Consider the following 18,641-nt stretch of genomic DNA (forward strand, 5'->3'; position numbering starts at 1 on the left):
AATATTGTGTAGGTAATTGCTAATGATACCTATATTCATGGCAATGAGCAATCGATGTACAGTTGTTACTGAGTTTTTTTACATATTTGACGTAAGCATTTCTACGAGTAAGAAATGCTTAATGATTTATCATAGTCTATGTGACCATGTAGCGCTAGTCATGGTTAGTAGATACTGCATTTACATCAGTATAGCTGATGCATTAACCCCACATCGTCGTCAGACGCTTTTGTTGATAGCGCAGGCGTAGGGTGAGTAGAATAGACGATAAGAATAAACCCGTGATTAATGCCATCCAAAACCCTTGTGCGCCTATATCGGTGAAGCGCACCAAATAAACACCGAGTGGCAATGCCACCAGCCAGTAACAGAACAACGTGACCCACATTGGGATCGTGGTGTCTTGCATGCCGCGCAATATACCAGCGACGTTGACTTGCCAGCCATCGAACAGCTGATAACCAAGAGCAAAAATAAGTAAATGCATAGATTGCGTGATAACGGCTGGGTTATCAGAGAATGCGGCTGCCAATTGCGGCCTAAATAGCCAAATACCAATCATACAAGTGAGCGCAATCAATACTGTCCAGATAAGACCAGTGGCTTGCACTTGACGTAACGCTATGAGGTTTTTTTCGCCAAAACGATTGGATACCATTATTGTCAGTGCCATCGCGACCGATATCGGAATCATAAACAGCTGGGAAGTCACTGCTAATGCCACCTGATGCGATGCGGTTGCTAGCTCACCTAATGGACTGATAACAAGAGCGCCCAAGCTGAACAAACTGGCTTCAAAAAAGATAGAGATACCAATCGGAATACCAAGTTTAAGGAGCTTTTTAATCTGTGCACGATTAGGACTGGCAAAGGCATAAAAGAAGCGCGTGCTGGCAAACTGCTGTCGCTTAGTGAAGCTGGTATAAGCCGCCAGTAATAAAACATTTATCCATAACACAATAGCCGTTGCGACCCCGCAGCCTGCGCCGCCCATTTCGGGCATACCAAACAGACCGTGGATAAATATATAGTTAAGGGGAATATCGGCAAGTAGTCCGATGATACTAATCACTGTCACCGGCTCAGGTCGCCCAAGTGCTTCGCAATAACTGCGTAGTACCGCATAGACAGCCAGTGCGGGAAAACCAAACGACACGCCATGCAAATACTGCGTTGCTATCGGTTGGATGTTTTCAGGCACACCCATGACCCCAAGTACATTGGGTGCTAAATTAACGATGATAAAGCCCATAATACCAATGACACTGGCGGTCCATAAAGACTGCTGCGTGATATGTGGCACTTGATGGTGCTTATTTTGACCGATCGCCTCACCAATAAGAGGGGTGGTGGCGATTAAAATACCAGTGGGCTAAAAAACAGCGGCAGCCAAATACCAGAGCCAACGGCGACGGCAGCCAAATCAAGCGCGGAGACTTGACCTGCCATGATAGCATCGACCACACCAAGTGCTGCTTGGCAAAACTGAGTAATTAAAATAGGAAGCGCGAGCACGCCTAAGCGTAAGCTGTAGCTTTTAAAATCTCTAAAAGATAATGGGAAAACCATAGTGAGCAACTTTTTATTCTTTGCGGTAATTATGATAGATGAGCAAATATTGCCATCAACAAAACAATAGCGAGACAGTCATACCCTGACCAAAAACTTGAGCGGAAAAGCAAATGAGAATGAGGACATGCTCTAAGCAAGTTTAACCAAGCCAATCTAGTTTTTTGGCTGGATGTAAAAGGGGGAGTCGTGCCGACGATAATACTCCGATAAATAATATGAGCAAGCCTATATAGACAGAGTATGCAAAAAAAAGTCAGGCACAAAAATAAAAATAACCCGTCAATCCAAGCAGTGGATTGACAGGTCATAAATAAATAGAATGGTAAAGAAGCCACGCTATGATGTCAACGCTTTAAAAGCGTTGTATCGATCTTAAAAACTGACTGTGAAAGGTAATCGATTCAATAGAGCGTGCACTGGACGATAACCGTTCTAATTTATAGGCACATCAGCAGGCATTTATAGCGACTCAGGCAAATCTTGCACCACTGCTTGATAGCCAATCAAGGTATTATTGGCATCAAATGCTTGCACGACAATCACGTAATTGGTGAACATGACTGGAATAACAGGAGCAAACTGCGTTTCAAGATTACTTAATATCACGTTCTGCACATAGCCGTTGGCACCAGACTCGGCTTTATTGACATCAATTTGGCTGACCAGTAAATGCTTGGTATTGGCAGGATTTTGCCAAGTGACAGTCTTTTGACTGCCATTACCGATGACATCAAGAGTCATTTTGCCCAGACTATAATCAAGTGGGTACGTCTTAAAATTAGAGCGATCGCTGATGGTGTAGGTGACGTTGCAATTTTTTTCGCTACTGGTCAGTTTTTTACCGCCGATGCCATCCTGATACTCAAAGCTACCTCTCCAAGGTGATCCTGCTTCTTTTTCCTCAAAGCTCCCCGCAAAAGTGGTTAATAAGTTTGGTGTTTCTACGCCCAAATCATTGACATATTTAATGTCTAAAACGCTAACGTATCGAGACTGCCTGTTATTTTACCCGCGATATAGTTGTCAACCTTAATGGCTGAGTTGATACCCAAAGTGTTATTTTCTTGGCAGGCTTGCTGCTGATAACTAACGCTACCATCGACGCTGCCAGCGCCATCTTTGCTGATGTCAAAGTAAACGGCACCGATATCGATATCGTCGTTGTCACCATCGTCAATCTCAATAAAGTGTCCGACATATAAACCGCCGCGACCGCCTTCTGGGGTTATTTATCCAAGAAATTATCGAGTGATTCTTCTGGTAAAAATACCGACTCCAAAATCTCAGCCATGGATTTTCATCATCGCTCAGCTTATCTTCGACTTCTTTATACTTCTCTTTGACCTTGTCTTCCACACGATCATATTCATCTTTCACCTGATCTTCTATTCGGTCATATTCCTCTTTCACCTTGTCCCCGTCACTGCCACAGGCGCTAAGGGTCAGACTGAACATGCTGACGGTTAATACAGATAATAGTAGTTTGGGTGCGCTCATAAGCGGGTCCTGATAATGGGGATAAAGGCATGATAAAGAAAATCGATAAATGAATTGTTGAGCATAAATCGCAAATATAGCAAATTTTTTGCAGACAGCGCATCAATAAGTGTTCGTTGATAACACTAAAAACCTTACTCAATCGTTACTATCTCACCACTGGTTGCTCAGATAGTAGATGAAGGGTTTCTGCCATATCCATAATGGCGTACCAGTGTTTGGCGTCTAGTGGAATCACGGTAAGTTGCTCACAGCCTTTTCTCATTAATAGTGAATCCTCAAGTGCGGGTAAAAATTTAAGGGCTGATAGTGGTAGAATATCAATAAATGCTTGCTCAAAAGTGACGTCTACCATATACCAGCGTGGCTCATCTTCGGTGGCAATAGGATCGTAATGACGGTGCTCAGGATGGAACTGGCAAGGGTCAGGGTAGCCTGCTTTGCTTACCGTCATGATGCCAGCGACGCCAGACGGCTTAGCGCTAGAGTGATAAAAGAACACCTTGTCGCCGACCTGCATCTCGTCACGCATGAAGTTACGAGCGCGGTAATTACGCACACCATCCCAACTGTCGGTCTCTAGGCGTTGCAAATCATCAATACCAAAAAACTTGGGGTTAGACTTCATTAACCAATAAGCCATATCTTTATCCTATTTATCATTATCAGCCATTCATTATTTGCAATATCACTTTATGCAATGTCATTTAATACAATGTCACTTTATGCCATCATTCTTCACTATTTTGCCTATAAAAGTACAGGGTTAACATGGATGTTTGTGACTGGTTTTGTTATTGATCGGCTTTTCTTTAAGATAGCCTTTTTTTTAATCACATTAGCCGTTATCCTAGCGTTACTTTCTGCTAGTGACAGCAGTCATCCATTTATGTAACCTTTTTTATAGATACCTTCGTTTATGTCAAATATTACACCTGCTCATTTTTCTGATAATCTCAGCATCTCTAATAATACTGCGAGTGGGATACAGGTAAGCGCCATCCCACTGGCGCTTTATATTCATATCCCGTGGTGTGTCAAAAAATGCCCTTATTGTGATTTTAATTCGCATGAGCTGCCGATGGATACGCAGCTATCTATGTATGACGAATATGTGGATGCGCTGCTGTCAGATGCCGCCATGCAGCAGTCGTTAACCCAAGCGCGTGAAATCAGTTCGATTTTTATCGGTGGTGGTACGCCTTCACTGCTACCCATTGCGCAATACCAGCGATTGTTTACTGGCTTACGCAACATTTTTAAGTTTGCTGATAGCATTGAAGTGACGATGGAAGCCAATCCGGGCACGCTTGAGCATGCGCCTTTTGCCCAATATTTAGAGGTGGGTATCAATCGTTTGTCGATAGGGGTACAAAGTTTTGCTGCTGATAAGCTCAAAACCCTTGGTCGCATACATGACCCTGCACAAGCATTGTCAGCGATTCGTGCGGCTCGCGAGGCTGGGTTTGAGCGAGTCAATGTCGATTTGATGCATGGGCTGCCGCAGCAAACGATGAATGAGGCGCTGAACGATATCCAGATGGCGCATGATGCTGGGGCGACGCATATTTCTTGGTATCAATTAACGATTGAGCCCAATACCGTATTTTACCGTAGCCAGCCGATTTTGCCAGATGAGGATAACTTGGCAGATATTGAGCAGGCAGGTCAAGCGTTGTTGCAGCAGTTGGGCTACCATAATTACGAAGTATCCGCGTGGGCAGGCGCGTCAGATGAGGCATGCTGTCACAATGTTAATTACTGGCAATTTGGTGACTACCTAGCGATTGGTGCGGGCGCGCATGGCAAAGTAACGATTGCTCATGAAGCATCAGCATTAACAGAGAATGGCTTAAAGAATGACTTGCTAGCAGACTCTGGTATTTATCGTTTTAGTAAGTCACGACTGCCTAAAGATTATGTGGATTATCAAGATAACACTGATTCTTCTGTTAAACAAAGCGCACCAAAAATGGTGGGTTGGCAGGAAATTGACAGTGAGGAGTTGGTCAGTGAGTTTATGCTGAATGCGCTACGTCTACATGACGGTGTCGCTTGGTCGATGTTTACCGCAAGGACAGGGCTGAGTTACGATGATATTGCTATACAAGTGGCGCAATTGATTATTCAGGGATTGCTAGTAGACAGTACTGAGCGGCTACAGCCAACGCTATTGGGTCAACGTTATCTCAATCAGATATTGCGAGCCTTTTTATAATTGGAGATATTCACGGTGTCTTTAATGTCAGTCTTTACTATCGAAAAATAAAGTCATAAAAAAAGGCTTATCACATAAATGATAAGCCTTTCAAATACGCAAAAAAAATCAATACTTAGATTTTATTTTGTACGTCTTGTGCGCCGCCAGTAACAGCTTCGCCAGCGCTTGATACGTCTTGGCCCAAACCTTTAAAAGTGTTGCAACCAGTTAGAACAAACATAGCAGTTAAAGATGCAATGATTAATTTTTTCATAATAGAATCCTCAAAAATGGGTCGTTATAAATAATAACAGTGATGCTAAGCATTAGGCTTGAGCCTCACTGAGGGGTTATTGGATAAGATAATAATTGATAAATACTATCTCGATATCCGTTAGAGACATCATAGTGAAAGTTAAAAACTGTGCAAAGTATCAAAATGTAATTATTGGCAGTAAACTGTAACTTTTAATTACCTTTTGCTCAGAAATTCAAATAACCATCATCTTAGTAGAGTCTGTCCACGTTATCTTGGATCGACGATAACACGCAGATTTGACGACTTAAGGAGTCGATATGACCACCCATATTGTGTTGGTAGCGCCAAAAATGCCTAGTAACACGGGCAATATTATCCGCTTATGTGCCAACACGGGCGCGCAGCTACACTTGGTCAGGCCATTAGGGTTTGAGCTTGATGATAAAAAGCTACGGCGTGCAGGTTTGGATTATCATGAATACGCGCACCTACAAGTACATGATGATTGGGCAGCAGCAAAACTGGCGCTACAGGCAGCGGATTGTCATATTGTCACAGCATTGACCACCAAACTGAGCAAGCCTTTTTATGACTATGACTTTGGTGGGCAACAGATGGCTGCCGAATCTGATCGTGCTTTGATGCCTGAACAGATACCTAATGTCGCCTTAGTATTTGGCTCTGAAACAGCAGGTTTGGCAGATGATATACGTGAAGATATCGGCGCTGATCACTGGTTACGCTTGCCTATGCTGGCTGATTCACGCAGTTTGAACTTATCGAATAGTGTGGCGATATGTCTGTATGAGGTCTGGCGTCAGCAAGGCTTCACTGGTGATGAAGGTCGTAGTATCGGGTATGAGACGTTGACAGTGTACGATCCAAAATAGCCGTGCATTTTTTACTGATTGCAGGCGATGATCCAACATTCAGGTATTCATCGCCATTCATAATCCCTTATCAATCATATATCTTACAAACAGTTGGGTGGTTTGGGCAGACCGGCAAGGCGATTAACATGGCGGGCAACCAAGCCAGTGTTGAATAACTGCTGTAGTTTCTGATTGCTAATATCATGCTCTGGCAAGGTTTTCTGTAACCATTTAATCAGTGGGCGCGTGGCTGGTGCGTGATTAAACTGAGTAAAAAATGCCCGTACCTGTTGTAAAATTTGTAAATGCTCAGTTTCTAGATGCACCTCTAGAGTGTCGGCCAATTGCTGAGCGACATCAGGGGTCCAGATATTATGGTCACATAAATGACCGTCTTGATCCAATTCAACGTTGATTGCCGCTGTTATATCGTGATTAATCGTATTATCGTTATTCATAGGGCGATGGTCACTACTTTATCAAACCCCGCATTATTAGCATCGGTATTCTGAGTTAGATTGACCCATTCTTCATCGGTTAACAGCCCACTCAACTTGGTTTCTAGATTGAGCTTAGCACTGGTATTGTTACTCAGCTGCGCCACATCATCGGCTAAGGCATAAATATTTGCGATGCCTTGTATTTCACTGTCACTCAAATACGCATCAAGCCAACTGATAAAAGCCACGGTGCTACCAAGCAAGAGAATACTGTCACCGGTGCGCCATGTCCGTGACATCTCATCGACACTGCGCCTGAGCATATCCATTGTGCTGTGTATTTGATATAAAGTTGCCATAACAGTGTCCGATTCGTTGCTAGATTTAGGATAAGGCGTGTCCTCATTTTCATCTCTATTTTTAAAATGAGGACACGCCCTAGTATTTAAAGTATTAAATAAAATTGCGAGGCTAAAAGCGTAGTATTTGCTCAAAGTCTGAAGCGTTCACCACTTCAGGTATCAATGTCAATTGTGAAGCCAAATCAATAGGCAGCATACCTGTGACCCACCCGCTAAAGACATCGTCAGGTAGCCAAGCGGCTGGCATGTCATATAGCTCAAGCGACTGAATCATGCCATGCAAACGCGACGCAGGCTGCATCAACAAGCCAAAAACAGGCGCATCCAAATACAGCTGTACTTCATGACCAAAGGTCGCTAGCGTTAATGCAAGCGCACAGCCTTCATAACTCGCCATTTCAGTCGGCGTGAGCAGCTGAATTAATAATTTCATGGTTAATTCCTAATCTAATTGGTCGCTGACAATTTATCATAAGATGTAATCTGTCTGCACGGCAAGTCATCAAAACTGCATCAAACGACAGTCGCCTTGCATCATCATCGCAAGCTCACTCAGTCCGACCAGTGAAAAGCCGGTGGCAAGGTTGTCACCATTAAGTTGATGGCGTTTGCTGTTATCCGTGTCGCTAATGCCGCGACTGAGTGCAGTACTGACACAGACAGGCAGCGCTAACTGGAACTGCTCAGCGAGCGTTTGCCACTCTTTGGTCAAATTAATTTGATCCGCCGACTGCCAGCGTAAACCATTGGCCGTATGCGCCGCATCGCCATAAAAAAACACGTTTAAGGTGATATTATCTAAGGTGACATTGTCATTGGTATCTTTATTATTGGCAGTATTTGTCAGATAAGCGCGTGCATAGCGTAGCGCTAAATGGGCAAGTGGGTGGCTAGGATCAGCAGTAATCAGAAGCAATGGGGTCATGGTTGTCATAAGAGCTCTTTTCAATCATCTGCGCTAAAGTTGTTTATGCTACCATAAAGCGCTCAAAAGCAAATAGGGTCACTGTCATTAAACGTAGTTTTATATTAAATACTGACATATTGCGTATCGTTAGTTGATGCTGTGACTGCTTCGTAAGAAAAAACGATAAACTTATGCGCTAAGTTCACGTAGTCTTATCACTCTATGCAAGGAGTTATGTTCCCTATGTCACCCGCTATGCCTTCACGTGCGACCCATGGTACAGATTGTCAGTATACAACCGAACAGCTGCAAATATTGCAGACGGCAAGCGAGTTCGCTTATCAGATTTGGGAGAGTCGAACGGTTTCATGCCAAACGTTTTTACGCAGCTACCCGTTAGATCGAACCTTAACTCGGCAGCAAATCGATGATTTGATTCAAGATTATACGTTAGATGATAATTACCAACTTGCTGATGAAGTGAAGGTGATGAGTGGCCTGCGTCATCTACGTACACTGCTGATGATGCGCTGGATTTGGCAAGATGCCTTACAACTGATAGCACTTGAGCAATTGACCGACGAGCTGTCTGAGTTTGCAGACGGCTGTATCTCATTTGCCAAAGATTACACCTACCAGCATTTGATTAAACAGTACGGCGAACCGACTTTTATCAATGCTAAAGGTAACGTGCAAATTGATGATATGGCGATTATGGCGATGGGCAAGCTTGGCGCTCATGAACTGAACCTATCGAGTGATATAGACCTTATCTTTGTCCATCAGGCTCGCGGTGTAACCAACGGTGATAAATCAAAAGGCACGCGCAGCATAGATAATAAGCGGTTTATGACAAGGCTCGGTCAAGGTATTATTAAATTACTGGATCAAAAGACGGCTGATGGCTTTGTCTTTCGGGTCGATATGCGTCTGCGACCGTGGGGTGATGGTAGTGATTTGGCCATTCATCTGTCCGCATTACAGAAGTACTTCTCTCAACATGGACGTGCATGGGAGCGTTTTGCATGGCTGAAAGCACGAGTAGTCGGGCAGATAGAACAGCCGTTTTATGATGAGATACAAGCGCTCATCAAACCCTTTGTTTTCCGTTATTACGTGGATTATAGTGCTTTTTCAGCGCTCAGGGAGATGAAATCCCTTATTCAAAACCAAGTCGCTCAGCGGGAGGATTTGGATAACATCAAGCTGGGTGCTGGTGGTATCCGAGACATTGAGTTTATTGTGCAGGCCTTTCAGTTGATTTATGGTGGCAGGCATCCTCAATTACAGGTGAAATCTTGTTTACAAGCAATGCAGGTATTACATAAGCTTGAGTATCTAGAGAGGACTACTTATCAAGAGCTCCAAGCCGCGTATCGTTTTTTACGTCGGCTTGAACACGCCATTCAAGCGATTAATGATCAACAGACTCAGCGTTTGCCACATGATCCGCAGTGGCAGTATAACTTGGCGGTTACCCTTGGGTTTGACGATTGGAATGCGCTGTTAGATACCCTTAATCACCACCGAGACAATGTCAATGTTCCCTTTGAGCGTATGGTGACCGAACGTCAGGTACCGGATCATGAAGACACAGATCTTGAGCCCGAACATCTTGATGAACAGATTGCACGATTGAATGATGTGCTCACGGCAGAAAATCGAGTGTTATTACAAGATTTTTGGCAGTCAAAGATGGTCGCTAACTTAAGCGATGAGGCTCGCGAGCGGTTGGATGACGCTTATCCTGTGATTATCCATGCGTTACTCGCTCATCAAGAGCAGCAGCAATTGGCCAATACCGCTTTGCCGCGTCTCATTACATTGCTCGAAGCGATTTGTCGTCGTTCTATCTATTTGGTGATGATTGCAGAAAATCCCAATGCGACAATTGAGCTGATACCCATGCTATCGGCCAGTCCTTGGATTGCCAAAGAGTTGGCACATTATCCTGTGCTTTTAGATACTTTTTTACAGCAGCGCTATCGCCACTTGCCGGACAAGCCAGAGTTGCGTGATATTTTGCGTCAACAGCTATTGCGCGTAGAGCCTAATGACGAAGAAGAGCTGCTCAGCGTATTAAGACTATTTAAGAAGAACCAAGTGTTGGCGGTCGCCGCCAGTGATGTATTGGCTGAGCGTCCGATTATGAAGGTGTCGGATTCTCTTACGTATATCGCAGCGGTGGTACTAGAAGCCGCATTAGAACGGGCCTTTGCAGAAATTGTCAAACGCTACGGCTATCCTATTGGTCAAGATGGCGACCCAGTGACCGAGGCAGACTGCGGTTTTGCCATCATTGGTTATGGCAAGCTTGGCGGGCTAGAGCTGTCGTATTCTTCAGATTTGGATTTGGTGTTTTTGCATAAGATAAAAGAGCAGGGTATGACTACGGGTGAAAAATCAGTCAGCGGTATGAAGTTTGCTGCCCGTTTGGTACAAAAGCTGATGAACTATCTCAATACCCAAACTCGAGATGGCCGCGCTTATGAGATTGATATGCGTCTGCGCCCCTCAGGTAATGCTGGCATGATGGTGGTGTCTTGTCATGCTTTTGAAACCTATCAGCTAGAAAAGGCATGGTCATGGGAGCATCAAGCCTTGGTACGGGCACGAGCGATTTGCGGTGACAAACGAGTGACGGCACGCTTTTGTGATATTCGCCGAGACGTTATCATTACCACGCACGATAGAGCAGGTGCGTACAGAAGTCACCAGTATGCGTATTAAGATGCAAAAACATCTGGGCACCAGTCAATGGCAACAACAAGCAGGTAAGTTTCATCTTAAACAAGATGCAGGCGGGATCATCGACATTGAGTTCTTAGCACAATTTGCAGTATTGGCTTATTCGCATGAGCATCCGAGCCTGACCAAATGGAGCGACAACGTTCGTATTTTTGAAGAAGTGGCATCACTGGGTATTTGGGAGGAGCAAGTCTGCCAAGATTTAACGGATGCTTACCTCAGAATTCGTGCTGTACTCATCAATTGGCACTATCAGAGCAATCGCTATTGGTGGATGAGTCACTGTGGAAAGAAACACGAGCATTAGTACAAGCGCAATGGCAACATTTGATGGGTGTTAATTTGTCCGATAGCGATTCGCCCAATTCTTAAGAAGGTTTTTGCTTATAAATAATAGCCTGTGATACTCAAACTAAAAGATTTCATTTGCTAGCACCGCCAGTGATATAATCGGCGACACATTACGATAAAGCTGTCAGTTGTTGGTTATTTCTGAGTAAGGATAACACTATATTTTAGCAATAAAATTTGACGCTGCGGTGTTATCATATGATGTTGATAAATACGATTAAACAAAACCTATAGTCGAAGCATTTATACGTGCGTCGACTATACCTAAAAAAATAGCCGTTAGTGCTAACATAAGGATTATAAAATGAATATGGCAACACAAGATGGTAAGCTTTGGATGAATGGCACAATGATTGAGCAGCCAGATGCCAAAGTCCATGTGCTGACGCATAGCTTGCATTATGGCATGGCTGTGTTTGAAGGTGTGCGCGCGTACCAAACTGCTGACAAGCGTACAGCAATCTTTCGTCTAAAAGAACATACTGAGCGCCTGTTAGGCTCTGCAAAAATCTTTCAAATGAATGTACCGTTTGATGCAGCGACTCTGGAGCAGGCGCACAAAGATGTGGTCAAGCAAAACAACTTGGCAGAAGCCTATATTCGTCCGCTCATTTGGGTCGGTGCAGAAAAGCTTGGTTTATCGTCACGTGATAACAGTATCAATGCAATGGTTGCTGCTTGGCATTGGGGCGCTTATCTGGGTGAAGAGGGTATCAAAAATGGTATCCGTGTAAAAACCTCGTCATTTACTCATCATATGACCAATGTGACCATGTGTAAGGCAAAAGCCTCGAGCAACTATCCAGTTTCTATCATGGCAAACCAAGAAGTCACTCGTAATGGCTATGACGAAGCAATTTTGATGGATCCGCAAGGTTATGTCTGCCAAGGTGCTGGCGAGAACTTGTTCTTAGTAAAGGATGGTGTATTGCATACGCCAGATTTAGCGGGCGGTGCACTTGACGGCATCACGCGTCGTACTATCATTCAATTTGCCGATGATCTAGGAATCAAGGTCGTTGAGCGCCGTATCACCCGTGATGAGTTCTACTTGGCGGATGAGATATTCATGACGGGTACGGCGGCTGAAGTCACACCTATCCGTGAATATGATGATCGTAATATCGGAAATGGTGGCCGAGGACCTTTGACTGAGCAGCTACAGACCTTGTACTTTGATGTGGTTCATGGTCGCAATGAGCAGTATATGGATTGGTTAAGCTTTATTGATTAAAACAGCTGTATGATTGTGAATTAACGATTAAAAAGCTAAGACCATGTGGGCTTAGCTTTTTTATACTTATGCGATTTTATTCAAATATCATAAAAAGGTTGATATGAAAATAGTAGTTACTGGCGGTGCCGGATTCATTGGTTCGGCTGTTATTCGTCATATTATCCACAATACGGATGACGAAGTATTAAATATTGATAAATTAACCTATGCGGGTAATTTAGAATCACTCAAAGACATTGATCAAAGTCCACGATATGAGTTTCAACAGATAGATATCTGTGACAAAGAAGCGTTAGAGCAAGTATTTGACAGTTTTCAGCCCAATCTTGTCATGCATTTAGCAGCCGAGTCACATGTAGATCGTTCTATTGATGGGCCTGCTGAATTTATTAATACTAATATTGTAGGCACTTATCATTTATTAGAAGTCGCACGTCAATACTGGCAAAAGCTTGATGGCATAGGTAAACAGCAGTTTAGGTTTCATCATATCTCTACCGATGAGGTTTATGGCGATCTGGAAGGGACGACTGGTTTATTTACCGAAACCACTCCTTATGCGCCAAGTTCACCTTATTCTGCATCTAAAGCAAGTTCTGATCATTTGGTTCGTGCATGGCATCGTACTTACGATTTCCCTATCTTAGTTACTAACTGCTCTAATAATTATGGCCCCTATCATTTTCCTGAAAAACTTATTCCGTTGGTTATCTTAAATGCTCTAGATGGCAAAGCTTTGCCTATCTACGGTAAAGGCAACCAAATACGAGATTGGTTATTCGTAGAAGATCATGCGCGTGCACTATATAAAGTGGTCACTGAAGGGAAAGTGGGTGAGACTTATAATATCGGCGGACATAACGAAAAACAAAATATTGAAGTAGTCAAAACGATCTGCCAAATTTTGGATGAATTGCAACCTCGCGCTGATGGGATTCAATACGAGTCATTGATTACATTTGTAAAAGATCGTCCAGGACATGACCTACGCTATGCAATCGATGCGAGTAAAATTGCTAATGAGTTAAATTGGACACCAAAAGAGACCTTCGATAGCGGTATCAGAAAAACAGTTGAATGGTATTTAAGTAATACGGAATGGTGTAGTCGTGTCCAAAATGGCAGTTATCAACGTCAAAAATTGGAATAAGCAGAATAGGAGCAGGTGAGTAATGAATACGAAAGGTATTGTTTTAGCGGGTGGCTCAGGCACACGTCTTTATCCCATTACTAAAGGTATCTCTAAGCAGCCAGCTGCTACCTATCTATGATAAACCGATGATTTATTATCCGTTATCCGTATTGATGCTTGCAGGTATCCGTGACGTGCTCATCATTAGTACGCCTGATGATATAGGGTGTTTTAAGCGTTTACTTAGCGATGGTAGCGAGCTAGGGATTAACATTAGCTATGCAGTACAGCCAAGTCCAGAGGGTTTGGCTCAAGCATTCATTATTGGTGAAGACTTCATTGGTGATAGTAATGTTTGTCTAGTACTAGGTGACAATATCTTTTATGGTCAAGGGTTCACGCCATTATTACGTCAAGCCGTCAATCGTAAAAACGGTGCAACCGTCTTCGGCTATCAAGTGAAAGATCCAGAGCGTTTTGGCGTAGTGGCATTTGATGAAGATAAGCGCGCTATTTCGATAGAAGAAAAACCTACCAAGCCTAAATCCAATTATGCGGTGACGGGTTTATACTTTTATGATAATGATGTCATAGAGATTGCGAAAAATGTTAAGCCTTCCGATCGAGGCGAAGTTGAGATTACCACCGTCAATCAGATGTATATGGAACGTGGTGATTTAAGCGTAGAGCTACTAGGTCGTGGGTTTGCGTGGCTTGATACAGGTACACATGAAAGCTTGCTAGAAGCAGCACAGTTTGTTGAGACTATTGAAAAGCGTCAAGGTTATAAAGTGGCATGCTTGGAAGAGATTGCCCTCAATAATGGCTGGTTGAGTAAGCAAAAAGTGTTAGAGATTGGTCGCAGTATGAACAAAAATGCTTATGGCCAGTATTTGATTTCTCTAGCGGATGAAGAGTCATGAGCTTAATAAAATGGGTTGATTTTCCAGCATTGGGCGATGAACGTGGTTCACTAGTTGCTTTGGAAGCAGAAAAGACTGTGCCATTTAAAATAAAGCGTGTCTACTATATTTTGGTACACAGATAGAGGCGTCACGCGGTTTTCATGCGCATCACAACCTCCAACAGGTTGCTATTTGTGTGACTGGTAAGTGCCGTATGGTTCTTGATGATGGTGCGCAGCGTCAAGAAGCTGGCTTGATTCTCCTACGAAAGGCTTAATCGTTGGTGATTTGTATGGCGTGAGATGCATAACTTTAGTCACGAGTGTGCTTTTGGTACTGGCAAGCGAGCATTACGACGAAAATGATTATATTCGCGATTATGATGAATTTTTGAGGTGTCTATGAGTATCCATCCTACGGCAATAGTTTCGGACAAAGCTATTATAGGCTCTAATGTAAAGATTGGTGCTTACACCATTGTTTATGACAATGTAGAGATCTGTGAATACAGTGATTGAAGCGTTCTGCGAGATAGGCGTTTCAAATCATTTGTCAAATGGAGAGAAGCTATATATAGGGGTTAATTCCCATATTCGATCACATAGTATTTTCTATGAAGGCTCACATTTTTTAGAAGCATTAGTGACAGGTCATCGAGTCACGGTAAGAGAGAAAGTAAACGCTGGAAAAAACTTACAAATAGGCACTTTGTCTGATTTACAAGGTCATTGTGACATAGGCGATTTTGTACGTTTTCACAGTAATGTCCATATTGGGCAAAAAAGTAAAATCGGCAACTATGTTTGGATTTTTCCATATGTGGTCTTAACCAATGATCCGCATCCGCCTAGCGACACCTTGCTTGGTGTCACTGTTGAAGATTATGCTGTCATTGCCACCATGAGTGTTGTTTTGCCAGGTGCTAAAATAAGTCATGGCTGCCTAATTGCTGCGCATTCATCGATTAAAGGTATCACAGAAGCCGATATGATTTATGCCGGCTCTCCTGCTAAGAAAATATGCCCCACTACTAAAGTCAAATTGCATGATGGAACGGGTGATGCTTATCCGTGGCGTAAACACTTCCATCGTGGTTATCCAGAAGAATTGGTAACATCGTGGATGAGTGAGTAAAAAAGATAAAAAGGTATGAAAGCCCTTGTAGCCTAGAGTCAATCACCAAACACAATAATACTCAATTTAACTATTTGCTTAAATATTTACCTCATAGGGTTACCACATGATTCCTTTTCTTGATTTAAAAGCAATTAATGCTCAATATCGTGATGAGCTTGTAGACGCTTGTGCTCGTGTTATTGATTCAGGCTGGTATATCGGCGGCAGTGAGCTCGAACAATTTGAGCAGCAGTTTGCTGATTATTGTGAGACGAAATTTGCCATAGGTGTTGCTAATGGTTTGGACGCGCTTATTCTAACGCTGCGAGCATGGAAGGAGCTAGGTAAGCTAAAAGATGGTGACGAGGTCATTGTCCCATCAAATACGTATATGCGAGTATATTGGCAATTAGCGCTAATAACTTAATGCCTATTTTAGTTGAACCATGTGTCGACAGCTTCAATATTGATCCCAAAAAAATTGAGATGGCTATTACTAGCAAAAAAAAGCGATACTTCCTGTGCATTTATATGGGCAACTAGCAGATATGCCAGCGATTATGGATATTGCTAAATGTCATGAGTTGTTGGTATTAGAAGACTCTGCGCAAGCACATGGTGCTTCTCTTGAAGGTAAGAGAGCAGGGAGTTGGGGTGATGCATCAGGTTTTAGTTTCTATCCTGGTAAAAATCTTGGCGCCTTAGGTGATGCGGGTGCAATTACTACGAGTGACGAAGCGCTGGCTCACACATTGCGCGCGTTACGTAATTATGGCTCACATGAAAAATATAAAAACCTATATCAAGGGATCAATAGTCGTTTGGATGAAATCCAGGCCGCTATGTTGAGTGTTAAATTAAAGTATCTTGATAAAGAAATTGCGCATCGCCGACAAGTCGCGAACGCTTATCTTGAAGGCATTAAAAATAAAGCAATCATCTTACCTACTCAGGAAAATGATAGCGCCCACGTTTGGCATGTTTTTGTGATTCGCTGTAAACATAGAGATGCGCTACAAACATACTTAGCTGAAAATGGGATTCAGGCACTGATACATTATCCTATTCCGCCACATCAGCAACCTGCTTATAAAGAGTGGAATAAGCTTAGCTATCTCATTTCTGAAAAAATGCATGATGAAGTGTTAAGTTTACCAATAGGGCCTACCATGACTATGGAAGACGTCACTACAATTATTCAGAGATGTAATGATTTTTGGATGTATTCTGAATAATTTGATTACGACAACGGGAGTTAAACCAGTTATCTAATACGGCCGTCTTTTATGATGCAAATTGTTTTAATTTTATTATGGATTAGCAATAAAGGAATTGAATGAGTCTTATAAGTATAATTGTACCAATGCATAATGAGCAAGAAAATATAAAAAGCTGCATTGAAACTCTCAAGAATCAAAAAAATCAAAATTTTGATGTTGTTTTCGTTGATGATGGATCGACTGACCACACTTTAAGAGTCATTAAAGATCATTTGGCATTGGGGGTTAGCTTTAACTATAAAGTTTTTGAGCAAGAAAATAAAGGTGCAGCCCAAGCCAGAAGATTAGGCATAGAAAATGCTTCTACTGAGTTTATACTGTTTCTAGATTGTGATGATAGTCTCTCAGAAAATATGATAAGTGAAGTTTATAAAACATCATAGTAATCTAGATGTAGACATAGTATACCGGAGATGTTAATTGAAAAAAAATAATTTTGGAATAAGCTCTGTTTTTATACATTAGATAATGAGCTGGATCCTATGAATGTATAGTAAATTTTTAAATGGATGGCCAGTACATGGTTGCTTGCTATTAGAAGGAAGTTATTAAGAAAAGCTATAAAGATTACGAAAAGTATAATATTAATAACGATAATTACATAAATAATGATGAAGTAATAACAAGGTTAAATTTTTTCAACTCAAAAAAATAATAAGAATTTCATCAGTGTATTATTATCACTACAATTTTCTTTCTACTACTCAGAAAGTGAATGATAATCATTATTTGATGTTAAGAAATGCATTTATTTTAAATGATATTTTCTTAGACCAGCCGAAAATATATGCGAGTACTAAAGATAATATAGTATATGTCCTATGGAGTACTTATAGCTATATGCGTAAAAAAGACAGAGCTTAGAAATAAGGCAGATTGGAAAAAAGCTATAATTGAAGGTATGAGTAAAATTAATTATTCTGGACTGTTCAGTACAATAAAGTTCACGAGAAAAATAAGATTAATTTTTTTTAGAATAACAAATTTTTATGAGTCTTGATATGTCAAAACCTTTAGTTTCCGTAGTGATACCTTGCTATAACCATGAAGATTTTGTCCAAGCTTCTATCCAAAGTGTCATAAATCAAACATACGAAAATATAGAACTTATTATCATAGATGATGGCTCAAAAGATGGATCGTTTGCAAAAATTGAAGAGATGACAAAGTTATGTGAGCAACGCTTTGTTAATTTTGAGTTTAGATCTAGACCAAATAAAGGTTTGAGCGCTACTTTGAATGAAGCCATCGAGTGGTGTCAGGGAGAGTATTATTCTGGTATCGCTTCAGATGATGTCATACTGAGTCATAAGCTTAAGGTGCAGGTCGAGTTTCTAAATAGTCACCATAATGTTTTAGCGGTGTTTGGCGGTGTTCAGCATATTGATGAAAATGATAAAATAATAGCAACCAGCTTAAGTAAATCAAGATATTATGATTTCAAAAGAATAATAATGCACAAGTTTGACCTGCCTGCAGTGACACAGCTGATTAGACTCCAAGCATTAAAAGAAACTGGTGGCTATGATTCCAGCATCGTTTTAGAAGATTGGTACATGTGGCTAAAATTAACAAAGCATGGCAGGATTTATTATATGAGTGAAATATTTGCTTTATATAGACAACATGATAATAATTTTTCAAAAGATTCAGAAAAAATGAAACAGGGTAGACTGGATGTATTAATTTTTTTAAGGATTCAAAATATTATAATAAAGCGCTGGCCAAATAAAGTGGTTTAATACTAAAAAACAGTATGAAGA

General features: G+C 41.8%; 17 protein-coding genes and 5 pseudogenes. 13 read left to right on the forward strand and 9 right to left on the reverse strand.

Annotated elements, in window-relative coordinates; all coding sequences use genetic code 11:
• Positions 1 to 202 precede the first annotated feature (202 nt).
• Both G7Y90_RS10775 and G7Y90_RS10780 read right to left on the reverse strand, forming a co-directional pair.
• A pseudogene (locus tag G7Y90_RS10775) lies at positions 203 to 1,569 on the reverse strand (MATE family efflux transporter).
• Positions 1,570 to 2,031: 462 nt separating this feature from the next.
• On the reverse strand, positions 2,032 to 2,523 hold the full coding sequence (locus tag G7Y90_RS10780) for a hypothetical protein (RefSeq protein WP_045454977.1): 492 nt from the start codon (positions 2,521 to 2,523) through the stop codon (positions 2,032 to 2,034).
• 113 nt (positions 2,524 to 2,636) lie between these two features.
• On the opposite strand from G7Y90_RS10780, the gene G7Y90_RS10785 reads away from it, so the two are divergent.
• Positions 2,637 to 2,774, forward strand: coding sequence for a hypothetical protein (locus G7Y90_RS10785; protein WP_250162367.1), 138 nt, complete (start codon positions 2,637 to 2,639; stop codon positions 2,772 to 2,774).
• Here G7Y90_RS10785 and G7Y90_RS10790 read toward each other — a convergent pair.
• Together G7Y90_RS10790 and G7Y90_RS10795 are read right to left on the reverse strand one after the other, a co-directional pair.
• Positions 2,752 to 3,069 carry a hypothetical protein gene (locus tag G7Y90_RS10790; protein ID WP_250162368.1) on the reverse strand — a complete coding sequence of 106 codons (318 nt, stop codon included), beginning with the start codon at positions 3,067 to 3,069 and terminating at the stop codon, positions 2,752 to 2,754. The two genes, G7Y90_RS10785 and G7Y90_RS10790, sit on opposite strands and share 23 nt — an antisense overlap.
• Before the next feature lie 148 nt (positions 3,070 to 3,217).
• Positions 3,218 to 3,712 (reverse strand): EVE domain-containing protein, encoded by a 495-nt coding sequence (locus G7Y90_RS10795; protein WP_201559823.1) that lies wholly within the window; start codon positions 3,710 to 3,712, stop codon positions 3,218 to 3,220.
• Positions 3,713 to 3,988: 276 nt separating this feature from the next.
• Here G7Y90_RS10795 and hemW point away from each other — a divergent pair, with 276 nt between their 5' ends.
• On the forward strand, positions 3,989 to 5,287 hold the full coding sequence (gene hemW, locus G7Y90_RS10800; RefSeq protein WP_201559824.1) for a radical SAM family heme chaperone HemW: 1,299 nt from the start codon (positions 3,989 to 3,991) through the stop codon (positions 5,285 to 5,287).
• Positions 5,288 to 5,402: 115 nt separating this feature from the next.
• Here the strand turns inward: hemW and G7Y90_RS10805 are convergent, their stop codons facing one another.
• Entirely contained in the window at positions 5,403 to 5,543 is a 141-nt protein-coding gene (locus G7Y90_RS10805) for an entericidin A/B family lipoprotein (RefSeq protein ID WP_045447789.1), read from the reverse strand.
• Between the two features lie 302 nt (positions 5,544 to 5,845).
• Between G7Y90_RS10805 and G7Y90_RS10810 the strand changes: the two genes are divergently transcribed.
• On the forward strand, positions 5,846 to 6,418 hold the full coding sequence (locus G7Y90_RS10810) for a tRNA (cytidine(34)-2'-O)-methyltransferase (RefSeq protein ID WP_045454970.1): 573 nt from the start codon (positions 5,846 to 5,848) through the stop codon (positions 6,416 to 6,418).
• An 83-nt stretch (positions 6,419 to 6,501) separates the two neighbouring features.
• Here the strand turns inward: G7Y90_RS10810 and G7Y90_RS10815 are convergent, their stop codons facing one another.
• The 4 genes from G7Y90_RS10815 to tusD all read right to left on the reverse strand — a co-directional run bounded on the left by G7Y90_RS10815 (position 6,502) and on the right by tusD (position 8,136).
• Positions 6,502 to 6,858, reverse strand: coding sequence for a TusE/DsrC/DsvC family sulfur relay protein (locus tag G7Y90_RS10815; protein WP_087945575.1), 357 nt, complete (start codon positions 6,856 to 6,858; stop codon positions 6,502 to 6,504).
• Positions 6,855 to 7,199, reverse strand: coding sequence for a hypothetical protein (locus tag G7Y90_RS10820; protein ID WP_201559825.1), 345 nt, complete (start codon positions 7,197 to 7,199; stop codon positions 6,855 to 6,857). The genes G7Y90_RS10815 and G7Y90_RS10820 overlap by 4 nt, the downstream gene beginning before the upstream one ends.
• Before the next feature lie 112 nt (positions 7,200 to 7,311).
• Positions 7,312 to 7,635 carry a hypothetical protein gene (locus G7Y90_RS10825; RefSeq protein ID WP_045454966.1) on the reverse strand — a complete coding sequence of 108 codons (324 nt, stop codon included), beginning with the start codon at positions 7,633 to 7,635 and terminating at the stop codon, positions 7,312 to 7,314.
• A 69-nt stretch (positions 7,636 to 7,704) separates the two neighbouring features.
• Positions 7,705 to 8,136, reverse strand: a complete 432-nt coding sequence (gene tusD / locus G7Y90_RS10830; RefSeq protein ID WP_201559826.1) for a sulfurtransferase complex subunit TusD — start codon at positions 8,134 to 8,136, stop codon at positions 7,705 to 7,707.
• 216 nt (positions 8,137 to 8,352) lie between these two features.
• On the opposite strand from tusD, the pseudogene glnE reads away from it, so the two are divergent.
• The 10 genes and pseudogenes from glnE to G7Y90_RS10870 all read left to right on the forward strand — a co-directional run bounded on the left by glnE (position 8,353) and on the right by G7Y90_RS10870 (position 18,620).
• Positions 8,353 to 11,229, forward strand: a pseudogene (gene glnE, locus G7Y90_RS10835) (bifunctional [glutamate--ammonia ligase]-adenylyl-L-tyrosine phosphorylase/[glutamate--ammonia-ligase] adenylyltransferase).
• Between the two features lie 283 nt (positions 11,230 to 11,512).
• Entirely contained in the window at positions 11,513 to 12,442 is a 930-nt protein-coding gene (locus G7Y90_RS10840; protein ID WP_201559828.1) for a branched-chain amino acid transaminase, read from the forward strand.
• 103 nt (positions 12,443 to 12,545) lie between these two features.
• On the forward strand, positions 12,546 to 13,595 hold the full coding sequence (gene rfbB / locus G7Y90_RS10845; RefSeq protein ID WP_250162369.1) for a dTDP-glucose 4,6-dehydratase: 1,050 nt from the start codon (positions 12,546 to 12,548) through the stop codon (positions 13,593 to 13,595).
• Positions 13,596 to 13,617: 22 nt separating this feature from the next.
• Positions 13,618 to 14,500, forward strand: a pseudogene (rfbA, locus tag G7Y90_RS10850) (glucose-1-phosphate thymidylyltransferase RfbA).
• A pseudogene (locus G7Y90_RS19085) lies at positions 14,497 to 14,887 on the forward strand (sugar 3,4-ketoisomerase). Before rfbA ends, G7Y90_RS19085 begins: the two co-directional pseudogenes overlap by 4 nt.
• Complete coding sequence (locus G7Y90_RS19090; RefSeq protein ID WP_502937351.1) at positions 14,884 to 15,000, forward strand: hypothetical protein; 117 nt, start codon at positions 14,884 to 14,886, stop codon at positions 14,998 to 15,000. Before G7Y90_RS19085 ends, G7Y90_RS19090 begins: the two are co-directional and overlap by 4 nt.
• Positions 14,984 to 15,616, forward strand: coding sequence for an acyltransferase (locus G7Y90_RS10855; RefSeq protein ID WP_250162371.1), 633 nt, complete (start codon positions 14,984 to 14,986; stop codon positions 15,614 to 15,616). The genes G7Y90_RS19090 and G7Y90_RS10855 overlap by 17 nt, the downstream gene beginning before the upstream one ends.
• 106 nt (positions 15,617 to 15,722) lie before the next feature.
• Positions 15,723 to 16,833 (forward strand): annotated as a pseudogene (locus tag G7Y90_RS10860) (DegT/DnrJ/EryC1/StrS family aminotransferase).
• Positions 16,834 to 16,934: 101 nt separating this feature from the next.
• Complete coding sequence (locus tag G7Y90_RS10865; RefSeq protein WP_250162372.1) at positions 16,935 to 17,261, forward strand: glycosyltransferase family 2 protein; 327 nt, start codon at positions 16,935 to 16,937, stop codon at positions 17,259 to 17,261.
• 618 nt (positions 17,262 to 17,879) lie between these two features.
• The gene (locus G7Y90_RS10870; RefSeq protein WP_250162373.1) at positions 17,880 to 18,620 is read left to right on the forward strand and encodes a glycosyltransferase family 2 protein; all 741 of its coding nucleotides are present in this window, start codon (positions 17,880 to 17,882) and stop codon (positions 18,618 to 18,620) included.
• Positions 18,621 to 18,641 lie beyond the last annotated feature (21 nt).

The organism is Psychrobacter sp. WY6 (genome assembly GCF_018448495.1).
GTDB lineage: Bacteria > Pseudomonadota > Gammaproteobacteria > Pseudomonadales > Moraxellaceae > Psychrobacter.

What these genes read in the sequence shown, in the direction of transcription:
- G7Y90_RS10865 (WP_250162372.1), top strand. Translation starts at nt 16,935, where the DNA reads ATGAGTCTTATAAGTATAATTGTACCAATGCATAATGAGCAAGAAAAT.
- G7Y90_RS10820 (WP_201559825.1), bottom strand. Translation starts at nt 7,199, where the DNA reads ATGGCAACTTTATATCAAATACACAGCACAATGGATATGCTCAGGCGC.
- G7Y90_RS10870 (WP_250162373.1), top strand. Translation starts at nt 17,880, where the DNA reads ATGTCAAAACCTTTAGTTTCCGTAGTGATACCTTGCTATAACCATGAA.
- G7Y90_RS10790 (WP_250162368.1), bottom strand. Translation starts at nt 3,069, where the DNA reads ATGAGCGCACCCAAACTACTATTATCTGTATTAACCGTCAGCATGTTC.
- G7Y90_RS10825 (WP_045454966.1), bottom strand. Translation starts at nt 7,635, where the DNA reads ATGAAATTATTAATTCAGCTGCTCACGCCGACTGAAATGGCGAGTTAT.
- G7Y90_RS10815 (WP_087945575.1), bottom strand. Translation starts at nt 6,858, where the DNA reads ATGAATAACGATAATACGATTAATCACGATATAACAGCGGCAATCAAC.
- tusD (WP_201559826.1), bottom strand. Translation starts at nt 8,136, where the DNA reads ATGACAACCATGACCCCATTGCTTCTGATTACTGCTGATCCTAGCCAC.
- G7Y90_RS10810 (WP_045454970.1), top strand. Translation starts at nt 5,846, where the DNA reads ATGACCACCCATATTGTGTTGGTAGCGCCAAAAATGCCTAGTAACACG.
- G7Y90_RS10795 (WP_201559823.1), bottom strand. Translation starts at nt 3,712, where the DNA reads ATGGCTTATTGGTTAATGAAGTCTAACCCCAAGTTTTTTGGTATTGAT.
- G7Y90_RS10805 (WP_045447789.1), bottom strand. Translation starts at nt 5,543, where the DNA reads ATGAAAAAATTAATCATTGCATCTTTAACTGCTATGTTTGTTCTAACT.
- G7Y90_RS10840 (WP_201559828.1), top strand. Translation starts at nt 11,513, where the DNA reads ATGAATATGGCAACACAAGATGGTAAGCTTTGGATGAATGGCACAATG.
- hemW (WP_201559824.1), top strand. Translation starts at nt 3,989, where the DNA reads ATGTCAAATATTACACCTGCTCATTTTTCTGATAATCTCAGCATCTCT.
- rfbB (WP_250162369.1), top strand. Translation starts at nt 12,546, where the DNA reads ATGAAAATAGTAGTTACTGGCGGTGCCGGATTCATTGGTTCGGCTGTT.
- G7Y90_RS19090 (WP_502937351.1), top strand. Translation starts at nt 14,884, where the DNA reads ATGAGTATCCATCCTACGGCAATAGTTTCGGACAAAGCTATTATAGGC.